Here is a 16735-nt window from a genome sequence, read left to right on the forward strand (position 1 = left end):
AGCGCAATCACGCGCGGCTACGCAACTTACTTGCTAGCATAACTCATGCTTTAACCTTGTTGTAAAAATAGGGAAAAGCCAAAGGATAAAACTATGTCATTAATGTGGATACCTGTGTTATCCCTGTTAGGCAGCTTATTTGCAGCGACGACGAATAAATTTTCTCGTACAAATGCTGCATTAGCGATTGCGATATTTCCAGTTGTAGCGCTCGCCATCGTTCTCTATCACACTGCGAGTGTATTGGATGGCAACGTCATCCGCGAAAGTGTGCAATGGATCCCACTACTTGGGATCAATATTAGTTTTAGGCTTGATGGCCTCGCATTATTATTCTGCTTAATGATTTTAGGCATTGGCCTTTTAATTATTCTGTATGCCCGTTATTACTTAAGCAGTAATGATAATATGGCGCGCTTTTACACTTTCTTAATGCTGTTTATGACTGCAATGCTCGGCATTGTGCTGTCTAACAACGTTATTCAAATGTGGGTGTTCTGGGAACTTACCAGCATTAGCTCATTTTTGTTAATTAGCTATTGGTGGCATACATCAGAAGCGCGTCAAGGTGCGCGCATGGCACTGACTATTACAGGTGGTGGTGGCCTTGCGCTGCTAGGTGGTTTAATTTTACTTGGTAATATAGTTGGCAGTTATAACCTTGATGATATTTTAAATAATGGCCACATTATTAAAGAGCATGCGCTTTATCCGGTAACGCTTATTCTGATTTTGTTAGGCGCCTTTACCAAATCAGCTCAGTTCCCATTCCACTTTTGGTTACCGCATGCAATGGCTGCACCTACACCAGTAAGTGCGTATTTACACTCAGCTACTATGGTTAAAGCGGGTATCTTCTTACTGGCGCGTTTTTATCCTGCATTATCAGGTACCGAATTGTGGTTTGCGATTGTGACGCTAACGGGTTTAACAACCTTAATTGTGGGCGCTTATGTAGCGCTGTTTAAGCATGATTTAAAGGGCTTGCTGGCTTATTCAACAATTTCGCATTTAGGTTTAATCACGCTGTTATTTGGTCTAGATACCGAATTGGCCGCAGTAGCAGCGATTTTCCATATTATTAACCACGCGACGTTTAAAGCTTCGCTATTTATGGCAACCGGTATTATTGACCATGAGACAGGTTCGCGCGATATGCGAAAGCTAAATGGTTTATGGAAGTATTTACCTTATACAGCAACGCTCGCCATGGTGGCAGCTGCGTCAATGGCTGGTGTACCGCTGTTAAATGGCTTCTTATCAAAAGAGATGTTTTTTGCTGAAACACTGCATCAACATGTTCTTGGTTCAATGTCTTGGTTAATCCCTGTGCTTGCAACGTTAGCAGGTGCTTTCTCAGTGGCATATTCAATGCGCTTTATTCATGATGTTTTCTTTAATGGTGAACCTATTGGCATCAAAAAGGATATTCATGAACCGCCACGATATATGCGCGTTCCAGTAGAAGTGCTGGTTGCCCTGTGTATCATTGTGGGTATGTTCCCGAATTTCGCAGTGGACTCAATTTTAGCAAGTGCATCGTTAGCGGTAGTCGGCGATGGCACTTTGCCTCAATACAGCCTTGCGATTTGGCATGGTTTGAATTTACCCCTATTAATGAGTTTCTTAGCGGTTACAATAGGTTTGCTAATTTATTGGCAACGTAAGTATTTATTCCAGTTTAATGCTTCATTGCCTGAGATAGATCCAAAGAAAGCATTTTTAAACGGTCTTGACCAAATTGCAGCATTATCTGAAAAAATTATGTTTCGCATGGAAACAGGCTCATTACAGCGCTACATAGCATGGCTATTAGTTACTGTGCTTATATTTGCAGGTATTCCACTATTTGACATGCTTGAATTAGCTGGTGACCAACCTTTACAACCACTAGATCCGCATAATGTGATTGGTGCAGGCCTATTAATTGTGGGTGCAGTTGCAACGGTTATTTGTCATCGCTCGCGAATGACATCATTGCTGATGATATCAATTGTAGGTTTGATGGTATCGGTGGCATTTACCCGTTTCTCTGCACCTGATTTAGCACTAACGCAGTTAACAGTTGAAGTTGTAACCATCGTATTGTTGATGCTTGCGCTGTTTTTCTTACCGCACCGTACACCGAAAGAGTCTACCTCGTTACGCCTTGTTCGCGATGTGGGTATTGCGTCAGCAGTAGGGGTGATTATTGGCTCTATTTGTTATGCAATTATGACCCGTCCACTTAATTCAATTTCGCAGTTCTTCGTTGAAAACGCGAAAATTGGTGGCGGTGGTACTAATGTGGTTAACGTTATTCTGGTTGATTTCCGTGGTTTTGATACTTTAGGTGAAATTACCGTATTAGGTATTGCTGCACTTGGTATTTATAAATTACTGCTCAATTTACCACTCTTTATGCCCGCCAGTGATGGTGAAGGTCGCCCATGGGCAATCGAGCGCTATCCAATGTTGCTTGCAAGTATTTCGCAAGCACTTCTACCGCTTGCGTTAATGGTGAGTGTGTATATTTTCCTTCGTGGTCATAATTTGCCTGGTGGTGGTTTTATTGCGGGTCTTGTCACCGCGATAGCGATGATTTTGCAATATATCGCACGAGGCTCAGATTGGATTTATTCATGTTTAGATATCAATTACCGTAAGATTATTGCATTTGGTATCGCAATTGCCTTTATAACGGGTATTGGTAGTTGGTTCTTTGACAGACCATTCTTAACATCATGGTTTGATTATTTCGATATTCCACTTATCGGCAAAATTGAATTAGCAAGTGCCATTGCATTTGATTTAGGTGTTTATTTAACGGTAGTAGGTGCAACCTTAATGATTTTAGCAAGTTTAGGTAAACTGACATTAGCAAGCCAACATAAGGAGCCAAAATAATGGAAGTACTTTATGCAACTTGTGTTGGGGTGTTATTTGCCTGCGGCGTGTTTTTGATTTTACGTGCTAGAACGTTTCCTGTGGTATTAGGTTTGACCATGATGTCGTATGGTGTGAATTTATTTTTATTCGCATCGGGTCGTATTCATAGTAACAAAGCCGCGGTGTTAGGCGAATCAGCACAATATGCTGATCCATTACCGCAGGCTTTGGTGCTTACAGCGATTGTAATTGGCTTTGCAATGACCGCATTTGTGGTGATTTTGGCTATCCGTGCTCGTGCGGACTTGGGGCATGATCATGTTCATGCACGTTTTCCTAAGATTAAAGGCAAGGAGTAGTAAGCGTGCCACATTTTGTATCTTTGCCGGTATTAATGCCGATGTTGGCAGGCATTTTATTATTATTGCCACCATCAGGTAAAAACCTTAAAGCGCGCCGAATTGTATCGAGCATAATGGCTGTTTTAACGTTTGCAGTTAGTGCTTACATGTTAAAAAATGCATTGAGCGGCGAAATTTTTGTTTATGCCATTGGTAACTGGCAAGCGCCATTTGGTATTGTGCTAGTTGCAGATGTAATGTCATCACTGTTAGTGGCATTAACCTCGTTTCTTGCAATGGTCTGCGTGTTTTATTCGTTGTGTGGTGATGATGAGGCTGGGAGCTTTTTCCACCCTCTATTACATTTTTTACTGCTAGGGGTGAATGGTGCGTTTTTGACAGGTGATCTATTCAACCTCTTTGTATTCTTCGAAGTATTGTTGATTTCATCTTATGCACTATTAATGCATAGCTCAGATAAACACAAAACCCAATCTGCTTTGCACTATGTTGTCTTAAACTTGGTGGGTTCAAGTGTTTTCCTAGTTGCGCTAGGTATTTTATACGGAGTGCTTGGTACCTTAAATATTGCCGATATGGCGCTTAAAGCTGCTGAATTATCAGGTGATGACCGTGCACTGTTAAATATTGGTGGCATGTTACTGCTTATTGTATTTGCACTAAAAGCGGCGGTGATCCCACTGCAATTTTGGTTACCAGCGACGTATTCTTCGGCATTGCCAGTTGTTGCAGCGCTATTTGCCATTATGACGAAAGTCGGCATTTACGCCATTATTCGTGTTTACCCAACGATTTTTGTTGAACCAAACAGCGCATCTACACATATCGCACAAGATTGGCTGTGGCCTGGCGCAATCATTACTTTGATTATGGGTATTCTTGGTGTTCTTGCCAGTAAAGATCTACGTATGATCGTGGCAAACTTGGTGATTATTTCAATTGGCGCGCTTATCGCTGCGATTGCATTTAACACGCCAGGGGCAATTGCAGCAGCACTTTATTATTTAATTCATTCAACCTTAGTTACTGCAGGTTTGTTCTTATTAGCCGATGTGATTGGTAAACAGCGCGGTAAAGTAGCGGTACGTTTAGTACCTGCAAAACCGATTGGTCAGCCGATTTTAATGGGTACTAGTTTTATTGTGTTTGTACTTGCTGTGGTTGGTATGCCACCATTCTCAGGTTTTATTGGAAAAGTGTGGTTATTACAAGAAGCGTTAAACGTTGATAAAGCACCTTGGTTTTGGTCTGTTTATTTAGTGGTATCGCTACTTGTATTAGTGACGCTAACGCGAGCAGGTTCGCAGCTTTTCTGGCGCCACAATGGTCAAGAACCTTCAGAAACTAAAGCGACACCTTGCCAACTTATTGGTGTTTTAAGTTTATTACTTTGCTCTCCATTACTGAGCATTTTTGCCGGTCCAATTAGTGAAATTACTACACTGGCAGCAAGTCAGGTTTTTGATATTACAGGCTTACAACAAGCTGTGTTAGGAGGTAAGTAAGATGCGTACTGAAGCTCGTTTTAGTTTATTCCCAACACCATTTCGAAGCATTTTATTGTTTTTTGTCTGGCTGTTATTAAACAACAGTTACTCGCTAGGTCATATTGTACTAGGTGCAATTTTAGCAACTGTGATCCCGTTAATTACTTTACGTTTTAGAGAGCCTCAGCCTTTAATAATGCGTAAGTGGCTAGCATTTAAGCATTTCTTACTGGTGCTTTACGATATTGTAACTGCCAATGTGCAAGTGGCATTTTTGATTTTAGGGCCAATTAAAAAATTGCGCCCGGCATTTGTAAAGGTACCGCTAGATTTAACCCATGAAATGCCAATCACTTTACTCGCTAGTACAGTATCACTGACACCAGGTACTGTTAGCGCTGAAGTGTATCCGTTCCCAGAGTCTTTAGCTGAAGGTGAAGAGATTAAGGAACGTTATTTACTTATTCATGTACTTGATTTAGATGATGAAGCAGAGCTAATTGCTACCATTAAACGTCGTTACGAAGCACCGCTTAAGGAGATTTTTCAATGTTAAGCACTGTTATATTAATTGTATCGGCAATGATAGGTGTGTCACTGTTACTTAATTTGTGGCGCTTATTACGCGGCCCATCGGTACCTGATCGCATTTTAGCGCTTGATACCATGTACATAAACAGCATTGCGCTGATTGTACTGTATGGCATTAAGGTGGCTTCAGAACTTTACTTTGAAGCGGCACTACTGATTGCAATGCTAGGGTTTGTGAGCACCGTTGCGGTGTGTAAGTTTTTATTACGTGGCGATATTATTGAGTAAATACCATGGCAGAGATTATTGTTTCATTACTATTGTTGTTAGGTGGCGTATTTATTCTAATTGGCTCAATTGGAATGAATCGTATGCCTGATTTTTTTATGCGTCTTCATGGTCCAACTAAAGCCACGACGCTGGGTATGGCTGGAGTGTTGATTGCGTCAATTGTTTATTTTAGTGCGATTGTAAACGAGCCAAGTGCAAAAGAGATTTTGATTTCTATTTTCTTGCTGATCACCGCGCCAATTAGTGGTTATATGCTGATTAAAACAGCAATACATCACAAACTGAAAGCGCATAAAGGCACAAAGGGTATCGAAAACATCGAAGAAGATTAATTCAATAGCTTATTTTAGGTATTAAAAAAGACGCGATTTGCGTCTTTTTTGTTGGGCAGAAACGGGATTACTCCGCGTTTTTAATATTTGAATAGGTCACTTTAGCAATTAACTCAGCTTTCTTTTGCTGCTTATCGTTCTGCTTTGTCGTGTTATCTACCTTGAAACGTACTGTGTTTTCAGCTTTTTGCTTTGCGAAATCAGTGATTTCAGTTTTAAGCTCATTATGAATGCTATGCGTAAACTCTTGAATAATAGTTGCTTCTTGTTTTGAAGGAGCAGCTACTACACTTAAGCTTGTCATTGCTGTAAAACACAGAATCCATTTAGTCATTTCAGTTCTCTTCCTAATTGAACAAATTATATTTATGCTTCTGGGCAGCATAAATATTAAATTTTTTAAAACATTACTTAATTTTTTAAGAGGAAACCTATGGTTGGTTGGCGGTTTTTTCTCTTGGTGTAAATATTAACCAAGTTAATTGCCTTTTAAAAACGATGATTTATAATGCGTTCAGATAAAAAAAACTAATGAATTCGTCATCAGGTTGTCATGTCTAGAAGATTGCCCCCGTTAAATTCGCTTAAAGCGTTTGAAGCTGCTGCCCGCAACTTGAGTTTTACCAAGGCTGCAGATGAATTGTTTGTAACGCAAGCTGCCGTTAGCCACCAAATTAAAACATTAGAAGATCACTTAGGCTTAAAACTATTTTTACGTCGAAATCGCTCTCTTTTACTCACAGAGGAAGGGCAGGCGTACTTTCTAGATATCAAGGAAATTTTTACCCAATTAGTTGATGCAACTGAAAAGCTATTGGCACGCGGTGCTAAAGGTTCGGTGGCCGTGAGTTTAACGCCGAGTTTTGCTATTCAATGGCTGGTACCAAGATTACAAGCGTTTAATGAACTTCATCCTGATATTGATATTCGAATCAAAGCCCAAGATTTAGATGAAAACTCATTAACCGATGATGTGGATGTGGCAATTTACTACGGCCGCGGCCATTGGAGTGGTGTACAAAGCCATAAACTGCATACTGAGTATTTCGTGCCTTTGTGTAGTCCTTTATTACTTAATGGCCCTAAACCCTTAGCCGAACCCGCAGATCTACAGCATCATACTTTACTGCATGATATGACGCGTAAACCTTGGAAAAATTGGTTTAAAACTTTAGGTGTAAATAATTCGCGGGTAAACCAAGGGCCAATTTTTAGTCACTCGTCGATGGTGCTGCAAGCGGCAGTGCACGGGCAGGGTATTGCTCTTATCAATAGTGTATTGGCAAAGCCTGAACTTGACGCAGGGCGACTCGTTATCCCATTTAATCACCACCTAGAAAGTAAAAACGCGTTTTACCTTGTACTACGTGAATCGCAAACTGAGCTTGGTAAAATTGTGGCATTTAAAGAGTGGATGTTAAGCATGGTTGAAAAAGAACAAATTGAGGCAGGTTTTAATGATTAATTGGGTTAAAGCTGATAATGCCAAAACTCAGCTGATTTTTGCGCATGGTGCTGGTGCGGGTATGGATTCTGAGTTTATGGTAACCATGGCAGCCAATTTAGCAAAATTAGGTGTAGACGTTGGCTTATTTGATTTTGAATACATGCAACAAGCCAAGGCTGAAGGTAAGAAGCGCCCGCCGCAGCGTGCACCAAAACTGTTGGAGTACTTTGCCAAAGTGATAGAACAAGCAAACCCAAAACTCCCCTTATTTATAGGCGGAAAATCAATGGGCGGACGAGTGGCCTCTATGCTTGCATGCGAACACACCGTTAAAGGCGTTATTGCTTTTGGTTATCCATTTCATCCACCAGGCAAATTAGATAAGCTGAGAATTGATCATTTCCCAGCGCTAAAAGCGCCGCTTGCGGTGATCCAAGGCGAACGAGATACCTTTGGAAAAAAAGATGAGGTAGAAAGTTATCCAATATGCGATAATGTGACCACTTTTTGGATCTCCGATGGAGATCACTCATTAGTACCACGAAAAGCGAGTGGTTTAACCCAACTGCAAAATTGGCAAACAGCTGCTGAATTTGCATCTCAATTTATCGCAAAAAAATTATGAATAAGTTTATCTTAGCCACCGGCGGCATATTATGTGCGCTTGCGGTGATGTTAGGTGCGTTTGCTGCGCATGGACTTAAATCACACATTAGCCCAAGTATGATTACGGTGTTTCAAACGGGTGTTGATTATCAGTTTATTCATGGCTTAGCGCTTATTTTATTCGGTATATTGAGCCATTTAGGGTACAGATTAAAGTGGGCCAGTATTTTTGCCATGTTAGGTGTTGTCTTTTTTAGTGGCAGCCTATACTTGTTGGCAACAACAGGTAGCAAAATTTTTGGCCCAATTACGCCAATAGGTGGCGTGTGTTTTATTGTGAGTTGGCTGATATTTACCATCAGTGTTGTAAAACATCAGTCAGTTCAAACTAAGTAAGTGAGAAAAATGTCAGCGATTGTTATTTATTGTCGACCGGGTTTTGAAAACGATTGTGCCGCTGAAATCAGCCACCATGCAGCACTGCGTGAAATTGGTGGTTTTGTAAAAGCGAAAGACAACAGCGGCTATATTACGTTTAACTGTTATGATCCGCTTGAAGCAGAAGTTGTTGTACGTAAACTGCCGTTTAAAGAAATGGTTTTTGCACGCCAGTGGTTTGTTGGTCAATTGGTAGATAAAATGCCAATTGAAGATCGTGTATCAGCGATTTCCGAAGCGGTTGCTGAGTTCCCACTATGTGGTGAATTACGTGTAGAAACACCAGATACAAACGACGGTAAAGAGCTGCAAAAGTTTTGTAAGAAGTTCTCTGTGCCACTTCGCAAAGCACTGGTTGCACAAGAGACTTTATTAGCTAATGAAGTGAAAAACCGTCCAGTATTACATGTGATGTTTTTGTCAAACAGCGCAGCTTATGTGGGTTTTTCTTACAGCTATAATAATTCACCGTTTTATATGGGTATTCCGCGTCTGCGTATGCCAAAAGATGCGCCAAGCCGCTCAACCCTAAAACTGGATGAAGCATTTCATGTATTTGTGCCTAAAGATGAGCAGGAATCACGTTTGCAACCAGGTATGCGTGGTGTTGACCTAGGTGCATGTCCAGGTGGTTGGACATACCAACTTGTTCGCCGTGGTATGATGGTACAAGCTATCGATAATGGCTCGATGGCAGAATCGCTAATGGAAACAGGCCAAGTTAAACATAAACGTGAAGACGGTTTTAAATTCCGTCCAGATAAACGTAATATCGACTGGTTGGTTTGTGACATGGTTGAAAAACCAATTAAAGTGGCAAACTTAATGATTGACTGGGCGGTAAATGGCTTTGTTAAAGAGCAAATCTTTAACTTAAAACTGCCAATGAAAAAGCGTTTTGATGCGGTTTATCAGTGTTTAAATCTGATCCATGAAGAGCTAACTAAGTACAACATCAAGTATGAGCTACAAGCGAAACACTTATATCATGACCGTGAAGAAATCACTGTGCATATTCAAATCTTAAAAGTACCGCAGAACGTTTATAGTTAATTGTTCTGATTACTTAAATTAAAAAAGGCTGCGTTTGCAGCCTTTTTTGTGTTTGTTTTAAGCTCGGTAATTAATACGATAGTTCTCAACAAATAACCGTGTTGCACCACATACAGCCACAGGCATTACGATTAAGTTAACAATCGGCACCATACTAAAAATTAATACAGCAGTACCAAAACCATAACTTAAGCCTTGTTTTTGTTTTAAGTGCTGGCGCGCTTCAACAAACGGAATTTTGTGATTATCAAACGGGTAATCAATGTATTGCACGGCAAACATCCACGCACTAAATAAAAACCACATTACCTGACCAAACACCGGAATAAATAACAGTAAAATCAAAAACAGCAGTGCTTTTGGTAAATAATAAACCAGTTTGGATAATTCGCGGCCAAGCATGCGCGGCACATCTTTTAGTAAGTCAGCTAGCCCATCGTCATTAACTCGCTGTCCTGTTAAATACAGTTCAACTTTTTCACTCAGCAAGCCATTAAATGGTGCCGCAATAAAGTTAGTAATAACAGTAAATACCATTGAATAGATAAATAGCACGAGCAGTAATGCAATCGGCCAAATAATAAATTCCAGCCAAGATAAAAAGTCTGGCAAGTAGCCATTGACGTAGTTAACACCTTGCTCAATCCAACCGATAATAAAAAACAGCGAGCTACCAAATAACACAAGGTTAATTAATAGCGGGATCAGCACAAATCGCTTTAACCCTTTTTGGCTAATTAAACTAAAGCCCGATAAAAAATATTCGAACCCTTTTCCTAACTGCATGGAAAACTCCAAAAAACAATGACTAACCTTGCTTAGTATAATAAGTCGATAAAAGGCTTTAAACCAGATTTTACTGTTAAGCGTTACAAGTTGTTTCAGTTAGGGTAAATCTGATAAAGTTGAGCTTTATTATTCTCATAAATTAGACAGTCAAATAAGAATAAAATGCGTCTAGCCTCAATTAAGCTCGCAGGTTTCAAATCGTTTGTTGAGCCAAGCAAAATACCATTTCCTGATCAAATGACTTGTGTTGTTGGTCCAAATGGCTGTGGTAAATCAAACGTAATCGATGCTGTGCGCTGGGTGCTGGGTGAAAGTTCAGCGAAAAACTTGCGTGGCGATGCCATGACAGACGTTATTTTTAATGGTTCAACCGAGCGTAAACCAGTGTCGCAAGCATCTGTTGAATTACTGTTTGATAATACTGAAGGGCGCTTGCCTGGCACGCTTGCATCGCGTAACCAAATTGCAATTAAACGCCTAGTTACTCGTGAAGGCATATCACAATACTATTTAAATGGTGAAAAATGCCGAAAGCGTGATATTACCGATATTTTCCTAGGGACAGGGCTTGGACCACGCAGTTATGCGATTATTGAACAAGGCATGATCTCGCGTTTAATTGAGAGTAAACCGCAAGATTTACGTATCTTTTTAGAAGAAGCTGCGGGCGTTTCTAAATACAAAGAAAGGCGCAGAGAAACTCAAACACGGTTAAATAGCACACGTGACAACCTCGAGCGTTTACTCGACTTACGTAATGAACTCGAAAATCAGCTTAACGTATTAACCGAACAAGCAGAAAAAGCGCGTACATACACCACGGCGAAAGCCAATGAACGTACCTTAAAAGCACAAATTTGCGTGCTTAAATGGCAGGCACTTCAACAAAAGTTACTAGAATGCGAAGCAAAACTTAAAGACATTGATGAACAGATTGCCTTTTTAACACAGGCCCATACTGGTCATGACGATGTTATTTTGGCTCTTAAATTAGCTATAGAGCAAGCCACTGACATGGTTAACGATGCGCAGCATCAAGAGTTTCAGTTGCGCAATAAATTAGCCCGAGATGAGCAGGATAAAATTCATAAACAGGGGCAAAAAACGCAACTAATTCAGCGTATAGAGCAACTGCAAAGGCAACATCAGCAAATCACCCAAGACCAGCTCGACACCAAAGAAAGTCATCAAGAACAACAAGCGCAGTTATCACTTTGCCAAGTAGAACTGACCGAATATGAGGAGCTGCTTGAATTGAGTTATGCAAAGTATGAAGAACAAAAAATACAGCAAGATGACTTTTATAACGCTTACCAAGCCAGTTTAGGTGAAAACCAAACCTTGATGCAAAAGCAGCAAACTCTACAAACAGCTGTTTCATCGCTCAAGGTAAAAGAAGCAACCCTTAAGCAACAACAATGCGCTGCCAGTGAGCAACAACTAAAGCTTCAAGATGAGTGCGCCAAGATTAAAGCGCAATTAACGTCATCTAAACTTGATGACATAAAAGCAAAACATAGTAAAACGCGCAGCGATTTAACCGAGTTAAATAGCGAAGTGCAGCAAGCACAAACAACGCTTTTGCAAAAACAATCTTTGCTTAATGAGGCTCAGCGTGAATTACAGGCGCTTCAAAGTAAACGTGATGCATTGGCACTGGTGTTAAGTGAACACACGGATAATTCGACAGCATCTAAAAACCTGCTTTCTTCACTTAAGGTAAGTGATGACTGGCAACTTGCCGTTGAAGCGAGCTTATTTAATTTAAGTTTTGCAGCACTTGTTGATGAACTTGATGAAAACTTATTACAGCCACAAATTTGGCCACAGCAAACAAGCGCAGTGGTTGGAACACTTGCTGAAAAAGTAATTGTTGGTGAATACCCAAGTTATTTTAATGAGATTGCCGCTGTTGAAGATGTAAACGAGTTACAACGTGACTTTTGGCAAAGTGCATTCCTGTTTGCTGTCGACAAAAAAGGTAACTTACGAGGCGCTAATTGGTTTTTGCCTTGTCAATTTGACCGTGAAAACTCACTGTTGGTTAAACACCAAATACTAAATGACATTGAATCATCACTGCCAACGTCTGAGCAAAACTACAAAGCAGCACAGACTGCCTTAAATGCACAGCACAAAACGCTTGAAAAACTTCAAAATACAGAGCAAGCGTTACAAATCACATTTAGTGAACTAGAGCGAGAGCTCACGTTAAAACAAACTGAATATAGTTATGCTGAGAAGCGCTTAGCTGAGCTAACACAGCAAGGCGAAACACAAACGCAATTGCAGTCACAATTTGACGAAGAGCTAGTGAAACTTGAAGCTAAGAAAGCGCCACTAGAAGCAGAATTTGATGAGATAGAAGAGAGACTCACAGCAAGTAAAGAGAGTCAATCAAGCCTAGAGGCGGCTTATCACAATGCCAAACTAGTTACCCGTCAATTACAAACAGCATGGGAAAGTGAAAAAAATCAATTTCACAAAATTCAGTTGCATCTTCAAACACTGCAAAACCAAGCTGTACTGAGCGAATCTAAACTAAACCAGTTTGCGTCGCGTTTTGAAGAGCTAAATGAGCAGCTTGAAGAAGCAAAGCTTGCCCTTGAAGAAGTGCAACTGCCGCTCGTTGAGCTTGATGAAGCCATTGCTGAGCAGCATTTAATGCTGGAAGCGCAAATAGAACAAAAAGCGCTAAAACAGCAAGCACTTGATGATGCCAAAGAAAAATTAAAACAAGCAGAGTCAGGTATAGGTACTGAGCAACAAAAATTAGATGCACTTAAGCAAACAAAACAAAATATTGTACTTGAGCAGCAGAGCTTCCAACTGAAATCAGAGGCGGCACTTGCGCCTCTTGCTGAACTAAATACGCAGTTAAAAGAGGTAATTGCCCAGTTGCCAGAAGATGCAAAACTCGCCTCATTGCAAAACCAATTAACCAAAGTTTCGAATGAGATTAATGAGCTTGGTGCAATTAACTTGGCGGCCATTGAAGAGTTTGATAAAGCATCTACGCGTAAAAATTACTTAGATCAACAATATGAAGATCTAGTAAGTGCACTGGATACATTGGAATCTGCCATCGTTAAAATTGACCGCGAGACTAAGCAGCGCTTTAAAACCACTTTTGATCAAGTTAATAGTGGTTTACAAAACCTGTTTCCAAAAGTATTTGGTGGCGGCTCAGCGTATCTTGAACTGACATCGGACGATCTACTTGATACCGGTGTTGCAATAATGGCAAGGCCGCCAGGTAAAAAGAATGCCACAATTCATTTATTAAGTGGCGGTGAAAAAGCACTAACGGCGTTGTCGTTGGTTTTTTCAATTTTCCAATTGAATCCCGCACCATTTTGTATGTTAGATGAAGTAGATGCACCACTGGATGATGCGAATGTAGGTCGTTTTTGCCGTTTAGTGGAAGAAATGTCACAAGACGTGCAATTTGTGTATATTAGTCATAACAAAATAGCCATGGAAATGGCTGCACGTTTAACGGGTGTTACAATGGCAGAGCCTGGTGTATCAAGGGTTGTTGCTGTAGATATCGAAAAAGCACTAGAAATGTCTGAGTCAGCGTAAAGCCAACTCAATTTGGTATAAATTATCAGCAACTAGTCTTATCTGTTCACTTTGCAATGGATAAGCAGTTGAAATTAATCAGCGGTTGCTTAATAATTTTGTAAATCGGAAAAAAATATAATTTAAGGGTACTTGAATGAGTGACGAACTAAGGTGGGTGTTAATTATTGGTGGTGCGTTAGTAATTGGCGGCGTACTGCTTCATGGCCTTTGGTCGATTCGTAAAAATGACAGCCGCACACTTGTTCAAGAACCAAGTGCGACCCCAAATAAAGATGATGTTGCACCAGCAAGTGAAAAATCAACCGTTGTTGAGCCTAAAATGGATGCAAAGTTGAATGTTAATGATGAACCTGAACTTGGTGATATATCGATTAGCATTGATGACGATGAACCAAAAGCACAGGTTGAACAAGAACCAGAGCAAATTGAAGACGGTAAAACAGCGGTTCAAGATTACATTATTATTCATATTCAAACGGAAGAAGGCTTGCCAATGCAGGGCTCTTCGTTACTGCCGCTACTTTTAACGTTAGGCTTTAAGTATTCTGAAGATGGTTTCTTTAACCGCCATGAAGATGCATCGGGTCAAGGGGCTGTTTTATTCCGTTTAGCAAACATGTTTAACCCTGGCACGTTTGATATCGATAATATGGAACAGTTTTCAACTGAAGGCGTAAGTTTATTTATGACTCTGCCATGTGCAGGGGATAGCTTACCATCGTTCAATATGCTTCACAGTGCAGCAAAGAAAATTGCCGATGAATTTAGTGCGACAATTTTAGACCATAATCGCCAAGAACTTGATGTTGCTACTGTTAGACAGTATGTGGAAAAAATTAGAGAGTTTGACGGTCTATAACGTCAACGTCACACATTTTATAAAAGCCACCAAACGGTGGCTTTTTTAGCTATTAAGAGGAAGTCACCGTGAGTGCGGCTGAGCAAATTAAGCAACTTAAAGCACAGATCGAAAACCATAATTATCAATATTATGTGCTTGATAACCCAACTATTCCTGATGTTGAATATGACCGCTTAATGCGAGAACTAATCGCATTAGAAGAAGCCAATCCAGAACTTAAAAGTGCTGACTCACCAAGTCAAAAAGTGGGTGGTATGGCGCTGGCAGCGTTTGACAAGGTAAATCATGAAGTGCCTATGTTGTCACTTGATAACGCATTTGATGAAGAGGAATTTTATGCGTTTGATAAACGTATGAAAGACCGTTTAAAAGATAGCACTGACCTTGCATTTTGCTGTGAACCAAAGCTTGATGGCTTAGCGGTATCTATTCTTTACGAAAATGGTGTGCTGGTACGCGCTGCAACACGCGGTGATGGCCAGGTCGGTGAAAACATTACTGAGAATGTAAAAACCATTCGCAATGTGCCACTGCGTTTACGTGGCGACTCTATTCCTGCGCGTTTAGAAGTGCGTGGCGAAGTATTTATTGATGATAAAGGCTTTGCCAAGCTGAACCAAACGCAACAAGAAAAAGGGGATAAAACCTTTGCTAACCCACGCAATGCAGCGGCAGGTAGCTTACGTCAATTAGACCCTAAAATTACCGCATCTCGCCCATTAATGCTCTACGCCTACAGCACAGGTGTTGTTGAGGGCTTTGAGTTAGCAAATACGCATTTTGAGCAACTAATGCAGCTGAAAGAGTGGGGCTTACCTGTATGCCCTGAAATCCGAACTGCTAACAATGCCAAAGAAGCCTTTGCCTATTATTCAGATATTCTTGGCCGCCGTGCAGCACTTGGCTATGAAATTGATGGTGTTGTAATTAAGGTTAACGATAAAGCCATTCAGCAAACGCTCGGTTTTGTCGCCCGTGCGCCGCGTTGGGCTATTGCTTGTAAATTTCCAGCCCAAGAAGAGCTTACCACGTTATTAGATGTTGAATTTCAGGTTGGCCGCACAGGTGCAATTACACCTGTTGCCCGTTTAGAGCCAGTCTATGTGGGTGGTGTAACCGTATCAAATGCAACATTACATAATGCAGACGAAATTGCCCGTTTGGGTGTGCATATTGGCGATACGGTGATTATTCGCCGTGCAGGAGATGTGATCCCGCAAGTAGCGAGTGTGGTGCTCGAGCGTCGCCCAAGTGATGCTAAAGAGATTGTTTTCCCAACAACGTGCCCTGTGTGCGATTCGCACATCGAACGCATTGACGGGGAGGCCGTTGCCCGTTGTGGTGGTGGTTTAGTATGTGAAGCGCAGCGCAAAGAAGCGATTAAGCATTTTGCCTCACGTAAAGCACTTGATGTGGATGGTTTAGGCGATAAAGTGGTTGAGCAACTGGTTGATCGCAAATTGATTCAAACCCCTGCAGATTTATTTAGTTTAAGCCAAGGGCAGATTGAATCTCTTGAACGTATGGGGCCAAAATCGGCCGAGAATTTAGTTGCTGCACTTGAAAAAGCGAAGCAAACCACACTCGCGAAATTTTTGTACTCACTGGGTATTCGCGAAGTAGGCGAAGCGACAGCGCAAAACTTAGCAAATCATTATAAAACCTTAGAGGCACTTCAAAACGCGTCTATAGAGGGCTTACAGGACGTATCTGATGTAGGTGAAGTGGTTGCCAAGCATGTTTATTACTTCTTTAAAGAAGAACACAACCAAACGGTTATTGAGGCATTAATTGCTGCTGGATTACACTGGCCAGCGATTGAAGAAAAATCGCAAGATGAAATGCCTCTTGATGGCTTAACCTATGTGCTTACCGGCACTCTTAATCAAATGGGCCGTAGTGAGGCAAAAGCAAAACTGCAAGCACTCGGGGCAAAAGTATCGGGTAGTATTTCAGCAAAAACACATGCGCTGATTGCTGGTGAAAAAGCGGGCTCTAAACTTACTAAAGCACAAGATTTAGGTGTTGAAGTGTTGACGGAAGATGACATGCTAGCCCTTTTTGCAAAATACGAGTAAACA

General features: G+C 40.9%; 15 protein-coding genes. 13 read left to right on the plus strand and 2 right to left on the minus strand.

What is annotated here, in order from left to right; genetic code table 11:
• The first annotated feature begins 93 nt into the window (after nt 1-93).
• Genes AAEU29_RS01170 through AAEU29_RS01195 form a run of 6 tightly spaced genes read left to right on the plus strand, consistent with a single transcriptional unit; the run spans nt 94 to nt 5871 of the window.
• A complete protein-coding gene (locus tag AAEU29_RS01170; RefSeq protein ID WP_421971717.1) occupies nt 94-2886 on the plus strand; it encodes a monovalent cation/H+ antiporter subunit A in 2793 nt (930 codons plus the stop codon).
• Nucleotides 2886-3227: a Na+/H+ antiporter subunit C gene (locus tag AAEU29_RS01175; protein WP_038642118.1), complete on the plus strand. Its 342-nt coding sequence runs from the start codon at nt 2886-2888 to the stop codon at nt 3225-3227. The genes AAEU29_RS01170 and AAEU29_RS01175 overlap by 1 nt, the downstream gene beginning before the upstream one ends.
• A 5-nt stretch (nt 3228-3232) precedes the next feature.
• Nucleotides 3233-4735 carry a monovalent cation/H+ antiporter subunit D gene (locus AAEU29_RS01180; protein ID WP_421971718.1) on the plus strand — a complete coding sequence of 501 codons (1503 nt, stop codon included), beginning with the start codon at nt 3233-3235 and terminating at the stop codon, nt 4733-4735.
• A gap of 1 nt (nt 4736) precedes the next feature.
• Nucleotides 4737-5273, plus strand: coding sequence for a Na+/H+ antiporter subunit E (locus AAEU29_RS01185; protein WP_421971719.1), 537 nt, complete (start codon nt 4737-4739; stop codon nt 5271-5273).
• Nucleotides 5267-5536 (plus strand): K+/H+ antiporter subunit F, encoded by a 270-nt coding sequence (locus tag AAEU29_RS01190; RefSeq protein WP_274761212.1) that lies wholly within the window; start codon nt 5267-5269, stop codon nt 5534-5536. The genes AAEU29_RS01185 and AAEU29_RS01190 overlap by 7 nt, the downstream gene beginning before the upstream one ends.
• Nucleotides 5537-5541: 5 nt before the next feature.
• A complete protein-coding gene (locus AAEU29_RS01195) occupies nt 5542-5871 on the plus strand; it encodes a Na+/H+ antiporter subunit G (protein ID WP_274761214.1) in 330 nt (109 codons plus the stop codon).
• Nucleotides 5872-5938: 67 nt separating this feature from the next.
• On the opposite strand, the gene AAEU29_RS01200 is transcribed toward AAEU29_RS01195, so the two are convergent.
• Nucleotides 5939-6205 (minus strand): hypothetical protein, encoded by a 267-nt coding sequence (locus AAEU29_RS01200; protein ID WP_421971720.1) that lies wholly within the window; start codon nt 6203-6205, stop codon nt 5939-5941.
• A gap of 219 nt (nt 6206-6424) precedes the next feature.
• On the opposite strand from AAEU29_RS01200, the gene AAEU29_RS01205 reads away from it, so the two are divergent.
• From AAEU29_RS01205 to rlmM, 4 genes are read left to right on the plus strand one after another with little or no spacing between them, the layout of a single operon-like run.
• Nucleotides 6425-7336, plus strand: a complete 912-nt coding sequence (locus AAEU29_RS01205) for a transcriptional regulator GcvA (RefSeq protein ID WP_372769250.1) — start codon at nt 6425-6427, stop codon at nt 7334-7336.
• Complete coding sequence (locus tag AAEU29_RS01210) at nt 7329-7943, plus strand: alpha/beta fold hydrolase (RefSeq protein ID WP_421971721.1); 615 nt, start codon at nt 7329-7331, stop codon at nt 7941-7943. The genes AAEU29_RS01205 and AAEU29_RS01210 overlap by 8 nt, the downstream gene beginning before the upstream one ends.
• Entirely contained in the window at nt 7940-8320 is a 381-nt protein-coding gene (locus tag AAEU29_RS01215) for a DUF423 domain-containing protein (RefSeq protein ID WP_421971722.1), read from the plus strand. The genes AAEU29_RS01210 and AAEU29_RS01215 overlap by 4 nt, the downstream gene beginning before the upstream one ends.
• Nucleotides 8321-8329: 9 nt before the next feature.
• A complete protein-coding gene (gene rlmM / locus AAEU29_RS01220; protein WP_421971723.1) occupies nt 8330-9415 on the plus strand; it encodes a 23S rRNA (cytidine(2498)-2'-O)-methyltransferase RlmM in 1086 nt (361 codons plus the stop codon).
• A 57-nt stretch (nt 9416-9472) separates the two neighbouring features.
• On the opposite strand, the gene cysZ is transcribed toward rlmM, so the two are convergent.
• Entirely contained in the window at nt 9473-10201 is a 729-nt protein-coding gene (gene cysZ / locus AAEU29_RS01225; protein ID WP_274763271.1) for a sulfate transporter CysZ, read from the minus strand.
• Between the two features lie 165 nt (nt 10202-10366).
• Here cysZ and AAEU29_RS01230 point away from each other — a divergent pair, with 165 nt between their 5' ends.
• The 3 genes from AAEU29_RS01230 to ligA all read left to right on the plus strand — a co-directional run bounded on the left by AAEU29_RS01230 (nt 10367) and on the right by ligA (nt 16732).
• The gene (locus AAEU29_RS01230) at nt 10367-13789 is read left to right on the plus strand and encodes an AAA family ATPase (protein ID WP_421971724.1); all 3423 of its coding nucleotides are present in this window, start codon (nt 10367-10369) and stop codon (nt 13787-13789) included.
• A 136-nt stretch (nt 13790-13925) separates the two neighbouring features.
• A complete protein-coding gene (gene zipA, locus AAEU29_RS01235; protein WP_421971725.1) occupies nt 13926-14651 on the plus strand; it encodes a cell division protein ZipA in 726 nt (241 codons plus the stop codon).
• A gap of 68 nt (nt 14652-14719) precedes the next feature.
• Complete coding sequence (gene ligA, locus AAEU29_RS01240) at nt 14720-16732, plus strand: NAD-dependent DNA ligase LigA (RefSeq protein ID WP_421971726.1); 2013 nt, start codon at nt 14720-14722, stop codon at nt 16730-16732.
• Nucleotides 16733-16735: the final 3 nt, after the last annotated feature.

This window comes from Pseudoalteromonas aquimarina (genome assembly GCF_049257255.1).
GTDB lineage: Bacteria > Pseudomonadota > Gammaproteobacteria > Enterobacterales > Alteromonadaceae > Pseudoalteromonas.

What these genes read in the sequence shown, in the direction of transcription:
- AAEU29_RS01170 (WP_421971717.1), top strand. Translation starts at nt 94, where the DNA reads ATGTCATTAATGTGGATACCTGTGTTATCCCTGTTAGGCAGCTTATTT.
- AAEU29_RS01175 (WP_038642118.1), top strand. Translation starts at nt 2,886, where the DNA reads ATGGAAGTACTTTATGCAACTTGTGTTGGGGTGTTATTTGCCTGCGGC.
- AAEU29_RS01185 (WP_421971719.1), top strand. Translation starts at nt 4,737, where the DNA reads ATGCGTACTGAAGCTCGTTTTAGTTTATTCCCAACACCATTTCGAAGC.
- AAEU29_RS01190 (WP_274761212.1), top strand. Translation starts at nt 5,267, where the DNA reads ATGTTAAGCACTGTTATATTAATTGTATCGGCAATGATAGGTGTGTCA.
- AAEU29_RS01195 (WP_274761214.1), top strand. Translation starts at nt 5,542, where the DNA reads ATGGCAGAGATTATTGTTTCATTACTATTGTTGTTAGGTGGCGTATTT.
- AAEU29_RS01200 (WP_421971720.1), bottom strand. Translation starts at nt 6,205, where the DNA reads ATGACTAAATGGATTCTGTGTTTTACAGCAATGACAAGCTTAAGTGTA.
- AAEU29_RS01205 (WP_372769250.1), top strand. Translation starts at nt 6,425, where the DNA reads ATGTCTAGAAGATTGCCCCCGTTAAATTCGCTTAAAGCGTTTGAAGCT.
- AAEU29_RS01210 (WP_421971721.1), top strand. Translation starts at nt 7,329, where the DNA reads ATGATTAATTGGGTTAAAGCTGATAATGCCAAAACTCAGCTGATTTTT.
- AAEU29_RS01215 (WP_421971722.1), top strand. Translation starts at nt 7,940, where the DNA reads ATGAATAAGTTTATCTTAGCCACCGGCGGCATATTATGTGCGCTTGCG.
- rlmM (WP_421971723.1), top strand. Translation starts at nt 8,330, where the DNA reads ATGTCAGCGATTGTTATTTATTGTCGACCGGGTTTTGAAAACGATTGT.
- cysZ (WP_274763271.1), bottom strand. Translation starts at nt 10,201, where the DNA reads ATGCAGTTAGGAAAAGGGTTCGAATATTTTTTATCGGGCTTTAGTTTA.
- AAEU29_RS01230 (WP_421971724.1), top strand. Translation starts at nt 10,367, where the DNA reads ATGCGTCTAGCCTCAATTAAGCTCGCAGGTTTCAAATCGTTTGTTGAG.
- zipA (WP_421971725.1), top strand. Translation starts at nt 13,926, where the DNA reads ATGAGTGACGAACTAAGGTGGGTGTTAATTATTGGTGGTGCGTTAGTA.